The 10,256-nt window shown below is 74.5% G+C and carries 7 protein-coding genes; 1 reads left to right on the top strand and 6 read right to left on the bottom strand.

The annotated features are described in order from the left end of the window. Window positions 1–156: 156 nt before the first annotated feature. The 6 genes from ABZ887_RS16840 to ABZ887_RS16815 all read right to left on the bottom strand — a co-directional run bounded on the left by ABZ887_RS16840 (window position 157) and on the right by ABZ887_RS16815 (window position 9,457). Complete coding sequence (locus ABZ887_RS16840; protein WP_361289293.1) at window positions 157–2,967, bottom strand: AAA family ATPase; 2,811 nt, start codon at window positions 2,965–2,967, stop codon at window positions 157–159. Between the two features lie 291 nt (window positions 2,968–3,258). Beyond that, window positions 3,259–3,615: a DoxX family protein gene (locus ABZ887_RS16835; protein WP_361289290.1), complete on the bottom strand. Its 357-nt coding sequence runs from the start codon at window positions 3,613–3,615 to the stop codon at window positions 3,259–3,261. Next, window positions 3,612–5,597, bottom strand: coding sequence for an acetoacetate--CoA ligase (locus tag ABZ887_RS16830; RefSeq protein ID WP_361289287.1), 1,986 nt, complete (start codon window positions 5,595–5,597; stop codon window positions 3,612–3,614). The genes ABZ887_RS16835 and ABZ887_RS16830 overlap by 4 nt, the downstream gene beginning before the upstream one ends. Beyond that, on the bottom strand, window positions 5,594–7,189 hold the full coding sequence (locus tag ABZ887_RS16825; RefSeq protein ID WP_361289284.1) for a bifunctional 3-(3-hydroxy-phenyl)propionate/3-hydroxycinnamic acid hydroxylase: 1,596 nt from the start codon (window positions 7,187–7,189) through the stop codon (window positions 5,594–5,596). The genes ABZ887_RS16830 and ABZ887_RS16825 overlap by 4 nt, the downstream gene beginning before the upstream one ends. A gap of 151 nt (window positions 7,190–7,340) precedes the next feature. After that, the gene (locus tag ABZ887_RS16820) at window positions 7,341–8,276 is read right to left on the bottom strand and encodes a fumarylacetoacetate hydrolase family protein (protein ID WP_361289281.1); all 936 of its coding nucleotides are present in this window, start codon (window positions 8,274–8,276) and stop codon (window positions 7,341–7,343) included. Window positions 8,277–8,329: 53 nt separating this feature from the next. Further along, window positions 8,330–9,457 (bottom strand): VOC family protein, encoded by a 1,128-nt coding sequence (locus tag ABZ887_RS16815; RefSeq protein WP_361289278.1) that lies wholly within the window; start codon window positions 9,455–9,457, stop codon window positions 8,330–8,332. Window positions 9,458–9,593: 136 nt separating this feature from the next. Between ABZ887_RS16815 and ABZ887_RS16810 the strand changes: the two genes are divergently transcribed. Beyond that, window positions 9,594–10,229, top strand: coding sequence for a TetR/AcrR family transcriptional regulator (locus tag ABZ887_RS16810; RefSeq protein ID WP_361289275.1), 636 nt, complete (start codon window positions 9,594–9,596; stop codon window positions 10,227–10,229). Window positions 10,230–10,256: the final 27 nt, after the last annotated feature.

Here is a 10,256-nt window from a genome sequence, read left to right as displayed (position 1 = left end):
CCTCCATCCAATCGGACCGGACCACACCCGCGCACCTCTTCCACCCCGCAAAATCCCACGTCACAGGGCTACAGAACGACTTTGCCGGGACCCTGGTGTCCCCCGGGATTTCCGCCACCGGATTCCTGCTACCGGATTCCTGCTACCGAATTCCCGCTAGCGGATCCCGAAGGTCTCGTCCGTGCGGTTGCGGTGGGCGTTGACCAGCTGGACGCGGGAGTTGACATCGAGCTTGGTGAACACCGAACGCAGGTGGGTGCCCACGGTGTTGGGCGAGACGCCGAGTTCGGCGGCCGCCGACCGGTTGGTGTGGCCGGCGCTGATGAGGGCCGCCACCCGGGCCTCGGCGTCGGTGAGGGCGGCCCAGCCGTGGGTCGGGCGGGCGTTCCCGGCCCCGGCGGACCACTCGGGGCGCCGGATACCGGCCTTGCGGGCCGCGCGGTGCAGTGAGTCCTGTGCCGGGCGGGCGCCCATGCGGTCGTAGATGGCCCAGGCCCGGTCGAAGTGGACGGCGGCCTCCGCGCGCCGGCCCCGGGCGGCCAGCAGCTTCCCGTAGTCGGCGGCCCCGCCGGCCTGGAGTTCGGGGCGGGGGCTGCGGCCGAGGGTGTCGGCGGCCTGCTCCAGCAGGGTGAGGTCCTGCCGGGCCAGGCCCTGGGTCTGGTAGGCGATCCCCTCGTAGCTGGCGATGCCCGGATTGCGGGCGGCGCCCTCCTCGGCGAGGGTGAGCGCCTCCTTGGCGAAGCGCTCGTCGCCCGCGGCCGTGCCGATGGCCAGCAGCAGCCGCGTCCAGCCAGGCCACCAGGGCCAGCAGGTCCTCGACTCGCGGGCGGTGTAGAGGACCGGGGCCAGGATGTCCACGGCGTCCGCGGGCCGCCCCTCGGCCGCGGCGAACCAGCCGCGCATCAGCCGGAGGCTGGGCTTGCGGATGCCGTCGTCGGCCGTGCTCCGGCTCTCCCGGTCCGCGACGAGACGCTTGGCCCGCTCCCACTCGCCGCGCAGCGCGCACACCGAGGCGTACACCACGACGGCGTCCAACTCGTAGACGTGGCCGCCCAGTTCCTGGCTCATGCAGATCAGCGCCCGGGCCCCCGACTCGGCGTCGTCCAGCCTGCTGAGGTTGAAGTCGTGCCACATGTGGGCGGAGAGCAGGGAGGGCCGGACCGCCTCGACCTCGTCCCGGGCGTCGGCGAGGGCCGCGGCGATGAGCGCCTCGGACTCCTCGTAGCGGTCGAGGAGTTGCAGTTCGATGATCTCGCCGGCGACGTGGTTCACGCCCTCCAGCTGCCGCAGTTCGCGGAACGCGGCCATGGCCTCCAGGTGGTGCCCGGAGTTGCGGCCGACCTCCCCGACCGCCTGCAGCGCCAGCACCATGGCCTCCCGGTCGTCCACCGCCCGCGCCTGCTGGAGCGCGGCCGGTGCCACGGCCCGGGCGGCGCAGGCGTCGTGGCCGGTCAGCGCCAGCGCCCGGGCCGCCTCCAGCCTGGCCCGCAGCTCCGGTGAGATGCCGGGCAGCGCCAGGACCCTGCCGATCCGCTCCACGGAGTCGCCGAGGTTGCCGGTCAGCCACAGCGCGCGGGACATCAGCACCTGGATCCGGGCCGTCGCCTCGGGCTCGCTCGTGCGCCGCAGCAGCGTCTCCGCGAGGTGCACCGCGTCGGCCGCCCGCTGCACCCGGCCCAGCACGTCCACGCAGTGCTCCCCCGTCTCACGCCATATCCGGCTGCCCGGCCGCAGCAGCCGGAACGCCTCGGTGACCAGCTTCCCGGCGGTCTCGGGCAGTGCCGGTACGGCCTCCTCGGCGGCGTCCCGCAGGATCCGGACGCACTCCTCGTCGTCGGGGGTGACGCTGAGCCTGGCGTGCGGGGCCGCCTCCAGGGGGCTGTGGCCGCCGTCGATCAGGAACGCGGCGCAGCCACGGTGGAAGCGGCGCCGGGCGCCGTCGGAGAGGGCGCCGTAGACGGTCTCGCGGACCAGGTCGTGGCGGAAGCCGATGCGGTGCCCGGCGGTGCCGAGCAGTCCGGAGGCGAGGGCCGCCTCCACGCCGGTGGCGACCGACGCGTGGTCGTACCGGGCGACCGACGGGTGGCCGTGCCGGGGGGCGAGGAGTTCGGCCATCTCGTCCACGGCGAAGGTCCGGCCCAGCACCGAGGCCATCCGCACCACATCGGCGGCGGCCGGGTCGAGGCCGGCCAGCGAGCGGCGGACGCCCGCGATGAACTCGTCGGGGACGCGGTCGGCCGGCTCGCCGCGCGCCGCGGCCCGCAGCAGCCCTTCGAGGAGCTGGACCGCCAGGAAGGGGCTGCCGCCGACGCCGTCGAGCATCCGGCGGACCGGCTCCGAGGGCGGGCGGCCGAGCCGGTCCCGGGCGATCTGCAGCACGTCGTCCCGGCCGAGGGCCGCCAGCGGGACGACGGTGACGGGTGTCGAGGGGGTGGTGCGGGCCGCCAGGTCGCGGAAGACCTCGCAGTCGGGGTCCCTGCTGGTGAACACCCACACCAGCGGGTGCCCGGCGAGCCAGCCGGGCAGCGCGGACAGCGCCGTACGGCTGAGCTGGTCGGCCCACTGCACGTCGTCCACGGCGATCAGGACGGGGGTGGCCGCCGCGGCGCGCTCCAGGATCTCGCCGATCCGGTCCATGAAGGTGAGGGGCCGCGCCGACAGCCCGTCGAGCTCGGCGATCTCCCCGGCCCCGGCCCCGGCCGGGGCCAGCGGCCCCGACCTGAGCGCCATCAGCAGGGGCGCGCCGGGCGTGGTCCGCGCTATCTCGTCCACCGAGCTCCGCCCGATCACGAAGCCGAGCGGGGCGGCCTCGCAGGTCAGGGCGTCCAGCAGCGCGCTCTTGCCCATCCCGGGCTCGCCGGTGACGAGGACGATCCCGCTCTGGCCGGACCACACCGTACGGCGTAATACGGCGAGCCCCAGCGACAGTTGGTCGGAACGACCCCGCAGCGGTGTGCTACGACCCAAGACCACTCAACTCCCACGCTCGTCGGCCGGTGCCCGAGTGCGCTCCCCGGGCCGCGGAAGAGAGGGCGAGCGGTTGCCACGCGATCGGAGCTCTCCAGGTACCCGGACAGCACGGCCCCAGCTTTCTTCCGCGCCCGACGGCACCGCATCCCGTGAACCACGTAGTCCCGCGCCGGCCACGCGACCACGCACGCACCGCTGCGGAGCCCGGGTCCCCGCCGGGCTGGTACCGGGTGGGTACCGGGCGACGTCCGCGGCCGGTCCGCGGCCGGTCCGCGGCCGGTCCGCCCGCTACGCGGCTGCGCTCAGCCAGGCGTACGCCAGCGTCGCCACGAACAGTACGGCGGCGGGCAGCGCCCGGGCGGGCGGGTCGCCGCGGCGCAGGTGGGCCACGGCCGCCCCGGCCATCAGCAGCGCCAGCCCGCCCGCGGCGGCCGTCCCCAGCGGGGCCGAGACCGGTCCGAGCAGCAGCCCGGCGGCCCCGGCCACCTCCAGCGCCCCGACGACCCGGTAGCGGCCGGTCGTCATGCCGAGGTGCGCCGCCGCCCGGCGCATGAACGGCAGCGCGGCGATCTTCGCCGCACCCAGCGGCAGGAAGTCCAGGGCCAGGACGACGGCGAGGGCGAGGGAGGCCGGGCGGGCGCTCACGCGGGCCGCTCGCGGCGTGCGGCGCCCAGCCGGGCGTAGTGGCCGAGGAGGTCCGGTGCGTCCACGGCGGACGGGTCGGCGGCGTCCGTCATCGGCGCGCCCTGGAGCAGGCGTTTGACCGGGACCTCCAGCTTCTTGCCGGTCCGGGTGTGCGGGATGCCCGGCACTTCGAGGATCTCGTCGGGGACGTGGCGGGGTGAGACGCCGGTGCGGACGGCGGCGCGGATCCGGTCGCGGAGGGCGTCGTCGAGGGCCGCTCCGGGCGCGAGGACCACGAACAGGGGCATCCAGTAGCCGCCGTCGGGCTCCTCGACGCCGACGACCAGGGCCTCGGCGATCTCCGGCAGGCGTTCGACGACGTCGTGGATGTCGGCGCTGCCCAGGCGCACGCCGTTGCGGTTGAGCGTGGCGTCGGAGCGGCCGTGCACGATCACCGAGCCGTGTCCGGTGACCGTGATCCAGTCGCCGTGCCGCCACACGCCCTCGTACACCGAGAAGTAGGCGTCACGGTAGCGGGTGCCGTCCGGGTCGTTCCAGAAGTACAGCGGCATCGACGGCAGGGGCCGGGTGACGACGAGTTCGCCGACCCGGTCGGTGACCGGGAAGCCCTCGGGGTCGTACGCGGCCAGCGCCACGCCCAGGTGGGGCGCGGACAACTCCCCCGCCCACACCGGGGTGCTGGGCGCGCTGCCCGCGAAGCCGGAGACCACGTCGGTGCCGCCGCTGATGGAGGCCAGCAGGACCCGCTCGCCGACGTGGTCGCGGACCCAGGGGTAGGCGGAGGCGGGCAGGGCGGAGCCGGTGCAGCCGACCACGCGGACCGCCGAGAGGTCGTGCACGGACGGGTCGATGCCGAACTTGGCCATGCCCAGCAGGTACTGGGGGCTGGTGCCGAAGACGGTCACCCGGTGCCGGGCGGCCAGCTCCCACAGCGTGTCGGGCTTGGCGAAGGGTGCCGGGCTGCCGTCGTAGGTGCAGGTCGTGGCGCCGGTGAGGAGGGTGGAGACGACCAGGTTCCACATCATCCAGTGGGTGGTGGTGTACCAGAGCAGGCGGTCGCCGGGGCCGAGGTCGGAGTGCAGGCCGAGGGTCTTGAGGTGTTCGAGCAGGACTCCGCCGTGGCCGTGCACGATGCCCTTGGGCAGTCCCGTCGTCCCCGAGGAGAAGACGACCCACAGCGGGTGGTCGAACGGGACCGGCACGAAGGCGAGTTCCTCGGTGCGGGTGGCCGCGTCCTCCCAGGGGACGACCAGCGAGGGGTACGGCCGGGCCGGCCACGGCAGGCCCACGTGGTCCACCAGCAGGGTGGCCTTCAACGTCGGCAGGGCGGCGGCGAGTTCGAGGACGGCGTCGCGCCGGTCGTGCGTGGTGCCGTTGAAGAGGTAGCCGTCGGCGGCGATCAGTACGACGGGTTCGAGCTGGCCGAACCGGCCGGCGGCGGCCCGCGGCGCGTAGTCCTGCCCGCACACCGACCACACGGCGCCGAGGCTCGCGGCGGCGAGGAACGCGACGATCGCGTGCGGGGTGTTGGGGAGGTAGCCGACGACCCGGTCGCCGGGGCCCACCCCGAGGTCGCGCAGGGTGGCGGCGACGGAGGCGACCTGGGCGCGCAGCCGGTCCCCGGTCACCTCGTACCCGGAGCCGGTCTCGTCGAGGGCGATGACGGCGGGCCCGTCGGCCGGAAGGTGACGCAGGGCGTGGTGGGCGTAGTTGAGGGTGGCCCCGGTGAACCAGCGGGCGCCCGGCATCCGTTCGCCGTCGAGCACCTGCTCGTACGGGGTGGCCGCGTCGATGTCGAAGTACTCCCACACCGCGGCCCAGAAGCCCTCCAGGTCGGTGACCGACCAGTGGTGCAGGGCGGCGTAGTCGGTGCCGTCCAGCCCGGCGCGGCGGGCGAAGTCCGCGATGCGGCTGTCCGCGACGGCCCGCGGATCGGGCGTGGTGAAGGGGGCGGGGCTGGGGTACGGGTCGGGACCGTTCATGGTGTGGTGGTGCTCCTCGACAGGCTGTTCTCGACGGGGTGGGGGCTGCGCGCGGTGTGCAGCAGGGCGGCCCAGGCGGCGGTGTCCGTGAAGGTGCGCCCGCCGGCCGGGACGACGTCCAGGACGACGCGGTCCGGCCGCAGCAGGACGGCGTCCGCCCGGCCGGCGCGCAGCCAGGCGGCGAGCGTGCCGTCGTCGTGGAGGGCGGTCACCGGAACGGCGCGGACGCCGAGTCCGTGGGCGAGCGCGGTCAGCGAGGGCGCGGGACGGGCGGCGGTCAGGACGGTGAAGTCGTCGCCGAGCACCTCGTCGAGGCGGGCATGACGGCTGTGGCGGCCGTCGGCGCGCACCCAGGGCTGCGGGCAGTGGGTGCCGTGCAGGCCGCGGCGGGGGCCGCGCCGGACGAGCGGGCCGGGGGTCAGGGCGGGGCTGAGGTCGCGGCCGGCCGCCGCGGTCAGGCCGGGGACGCGGCAGGCGGCGGCCAGCAGCCTGCGGCGCAGCGGGGCGGCGCCGTCCTGGCCGCCGGTCATGGCCCAGCCCAGCGCCACCGCGAGCCGGATCACGTGCCGGGCGTGCGGTCGGCGCTCGCTCTCGTAGGTGTCCAGCAACCGTTCGTCGCCGCCCTCCCGGAGCACCCGGGCCAGCTTCCAGCTGAGGTTGTGCGCGTCCCGGAGCCCCGCGCACAGCCCCTGCCCGATGAACGGCGGGGTGAGGTGGGCGGCGTCGCCGAGGAGGAAGACCCGGCCGTCGCGCCACCGGTCGGCGACCCGCGCCCGGAACGTGTACCGCGTCTCGCGGATCACCTCGAACTCCCCGTCGTACGACAGCGGCAGCCACGGCACGACCAGCTCGCGCAGCGGCCGCCGCTCCCCCTCGCGGAGCCGGAACTCCCAGCGGTAGCGGTCCTCGGCGACCCGCATGAAGGTGGCCGGCCGGTCCGGGTCGCAGACCTGGTCGACCCCGCCCCAGGAGCGGACGGCGGCCGGGGTGCGGACGTCGACGACGGTCCAGTTCTCCTCGAACCGCAGGTCCTCCCAGACGCCGCCGATCGCCCGCCGGGTGAGGCTGTTGGCGCCGTCGCAGCCGAGCACCGCCGCGGCCCGCAGCTCGTGCTCGCCGGTGTCGTCGCGGTAGGCGACCCGCACGGGGCCGGTGCTGCCCGGGCCGGCCGCGGTGACCGCGGTGACCTCGGCGCCGCCGCGCAGCTCGCACTCCGGGCGGCGGGCCAGTTCGGCGCGGAGCAGCCGCTCCAGCCGGGGCTGCTCGAACATGCTGGTCTGCGGGTAGCCGTGCGGGCCGTGCCCGGCGCGGCGGAACTCGGCCATCACCCGGTGCCGGGCGTCGAGGAGGCGCAGCCCGTTGCCCGGGCGGGCGATGGCGTCGAACTCCTCCCCCACGCCGGCGGCCTGCAGGATCCGGCGCACCTCGTCGTCGACGACGAGGGCGCGTGGAAGCGGATAGATGTCCCGGTGGCGTTCCAGCACGACACTGCGCACTCCGCGCCGGGCAAGCAGAAGGGCGGCGGTCACACCCACGGGCCCGGCACCGATGATCACTACGGGAAGGTCGGCCGAGTACGGCTCAACGGTCATGTGCGGCTCTTTCGGGGGGACTTGAGCGCCCCGTAAGGGGCGCGGGGCTGTATCCGATATGCGGCTACCGCCGCGTGGGCGCGACCAGCCACGACGGCGCCGCACCCGACACACGGGCACCCGGCACCCGTCGGCGCGCCCAGCGGAGCGCCTACGCGTCGGTGACAGCCGTCCGCTGCTCGCCCAGGTCGATCCGGCCGTCCGGGGTCGCGATCGTCGCCGTGACCACGTCCCCGGTGCGCAGGTAGCGCGGGTTCCTCGCCTGACTCCTGAAGAACACCTTCCACTTCACGGCCGGCGGCAGCAGCGCGCCGAGCTTCTCGACCGGCTTCGGCGGTGCCTTCAGGGCGGTGCCGCCCGGGGTGCCGGTCAGCAGCAGGTCGCCCGGATCCAGTGCCTGGAAGCGGGCGAGCAGGCTCAGCGCCCGCGCCGGGCGGACGATCATGTCGGTGAGGGTGCGGTCCTGACGCAGCTCCCCGTTGACACGCAGGGTCAGCCGCAGGTCGAGCAGACGGGCGAAGTCCTCGGGCTCCAGGAGGGCGAGGTACGGCCCGGTGGGCGTGAAGGTGGGGTAGGACTTGCTCTCGTAGAACTGCGTCCTGGTGAGCTGCACGTCCCGGGCGCTGACGTCGTCGGTGACGACGAGTCCGGCGACGTACGACGGCAGGTCCCGCTCCTCCACCACGGTGCCGACGGGCAGCGGGGCGCCCATGACCAGGCCCAGTTCGACCTCGTAGTCGAGGAGGGCGACGTGCGGGGGCCTGCGGATGGCCTCGCCGGGGCCGCTGACCGAGCCGGACGCCTTGCGGAAGAAGGCGGGCGGGATGTCCCCGGTGAAGCCGGAGTCGTCGGCGTGGCTGCGGTAGTTGACCATCTGGGCGACCACCCGGCAGGGGGTGGTGACCGGTGAGAGCGCGGCCAGGTCGGCGAGGGGTGTGCCCGGCTCGCCCGAGGCCGCGGCCTCCCGTACGGCGGCGCGGTCGGCGATCAGTTCGGCGGTGGTGGCGGCCTTGGTGTGGACGGGGACGGCGCGCTCGCCGCGGACGGCCCACCAGCCGTCGGCGGTGCGCAGGACGTTGGTGCTCATCAAGTGGCTCTCTGTGAAGGGGCTCTCTGGGGAAGGGCTCGCTGTGAAAGGGCTCAGGAGTTCGCGGCCCTGAGCAGGCCGAGCAGGCGGGCGGGGTCCATCTCGTTGTCGCCGCGCAGCGCCTGGACGACCTCGCGGACCCGCCGTGGGGACGGGTTCGCGCCGAGGAAGTCGCGGGTGGCGGGCGGACCCCACTGGGCGAGGCCGCTCGTGGACATCGGGGCCCAGCCCGGTTCGACGTCACTGGAGAAGAGGTCGCCGTCGGCGAAGTGCTCCAGCATGAAACGGTCCGGGTCGCGCCAGTAGTCGAAGAGCTGGCTGCCCTGGATGTGCCGGCCGATGCCCCAGCTGCGCCGGTAGCCGCGCTCCTTGAGGTACTCGCCGCCGGCCGCGATCGAGTCCAGGTCGGTCACCTGGTAGGCGGAGTGGACGTATCCGCTGCCGGGGCCCAGGTGCATGGCGAGGGTGTGGTGGTCGGCCGGGGTGCCGCCCAGGTCGCAGCGGACGAACGCCATGACCGGGCCGCGGTGGCGCTGTCCGTCCAGGAACAGGAAGTCGGACACGATCATGCCGAGGGTGTCCAGGTACCAGTCCAGGGCCCGGCCGAACACCCGGGTCTCCAGCACCACATGGCCGAGCCGCTGGATGCGGGACGGCTCGCGGGGCGGGCGCTGGGTGGCGTTCCTGCGACGGTGGTCGGTGCCGGAGTTGAGGAGCAGCGGCCACTGCTCGGGGAGCGCCGGCAGCCGTTCGGCGCAGTGCACGACCCGCACCGGGAAGCCGGACGGGTCGAGCAGGTCGACCGCGCGACCGCCGCCGGGCACGTCCGCGGCCCGTACGGCCGTCCCCGTCGCCCCGGCCAGCCGGTCCAGGTCGGCCCGCTCGGCCGCCCGGAAGGCCGGGCCGATGAAGCGGCTGGTGCGGCCCTTGCGGATCACCATGCACGGCGAGCCGGCGAAGGTGCCGCGCAGCCACAGCTCGCCGTCCGTGCGGGCGGCGATGCCGAACCCGAAGTCACGGGCGAAGACCTCGGCCCGGTCCAGGTCGGGCTTCTCGAACTCCAGCCAGGCCAGGTCCGCGACCTTGATCACGGGGTTCCGGGACCGGCCCGGATGCTCGCCGTGCAGGGCGCCCTGCTCACTGTGGAGGTCCTGATGGGCGGTTCTGACGGTTTCAGACATGGTGCCCTCCGAGCAACATCGCCGTAATGACGGAATCATCAATCATGAGATTTCCATCGTCAAGATGTTGCCCGGAGTTAACTGATGAATCCATCAGTACTGCGACCGTCATCGGCACCGGGGCTAGACTCGGGGCATGTCTACGTCAGCCCCGCCCGGCAACCGGTTCGAGCGACGCCGCGCCGAGACCCGTCAGGCGCTCGTGCGCGCGGCCCGGCGGATCCTCGCCGAGACCGGCGACACCAGCGCCAGCATCCAGGCGATCGCCGAGCAGGCCGACGTCGGCTTCGGCTCCTTCTACAACCACTTCGAGTCCAAGCCGGCGCTGTTCGAGGCGGCCGTGGCGGACGCCCTGGAGGAGTTCGGCCAGGCCTTCGACGAGCGGCTGACCGGGATCGACGACCCGGCGGAGCTGGTCGCGGCGGGTTTCCGGCTCAGCGCCCGGATGGCGGACTCGCACCCGGAGCTGATGCAGGTCCTGCGCCGCCGCGGCCTCGAACACGTCCACAGCGAGAACGGCCTGACCAGGCGGGCGCTGCGGGACCTCCAGGTGGGCATGGCCTCCGGCCGCTTCACCGCCGTCGACCCGACCGTGGCCCTGTGCGCCCTCGGCGGCAGCCTGCTCTCCCTGGTGGAGCTGCGGTTCGCCCGCCCCGAGGTGGACGGCGACGAGGCCGCGGCGAACCTCGCCGAGATGGCCCTGCGCATGCTGGGCGTACCGCCGGACGACGCCCACGAGGTGGCCCGGCGCCCCCTGCCCGACCTCTGCTGACGGCTCCTCCGACGACGCCCGGAGCCC

It is taken from the genome of Streptomyces sp. NPDC047061 (genome assembly GCF_040643955.1).
In the GTDB taxonomy this organism is placed as follows: domain Bacteria; phylum Actinomycetota; class Actinomycetes; order Streptomycetales; family Streptomycetaceae; genus Streptomyces.
Note: the sequence above shows the minus strand (reverse complement) of the source record. Positions and strands in the feature narration are given on the sequence as shown.

What these genes read in the sequence shown, in the direction of transcription:
- ABZ887_RS16830 (WP_361289287.1), bottom strand. Translation starts at nt 5,597, where the DNA reads ATGAACGGTCCCGACCCGTACCCCAGCCCCGCCCCCTTCACCACGCCC.
- ABZ887_RS16825 (WP_361289284.1), bottom strand. Translation starts at nt 7,189, where the DNA reads ATGACCGTTGAGCCGTACTCGGCCGACCTTCCCGTAGTGATCATCGGT.
- ABZ887_RS16820 (WP_361289281.1), bottom strand. Translation starts at nt 8,276, where the DNA reads ATGAGCACCAACGTCCTGCGCACCGCCGACGGCTGGTGGGCCGTCCGC.
- ABZ887_RS16815 (WP_361289278.1), bottom strand. Translation starts at nt 9,457, where the DNA reads ATGTCTGAAACCGTCAGAACCGCCCATCAGGACCTCCACAGTGAGCAG.
- ABZ887_RS16810 (WP_361289275.1), top strand. Translation starts at nt 9,594, where the DNA reads ATGTCTACGTCAGCCCCGCCCGGCAACCGGTTCGAGCGACGCCGCGCC.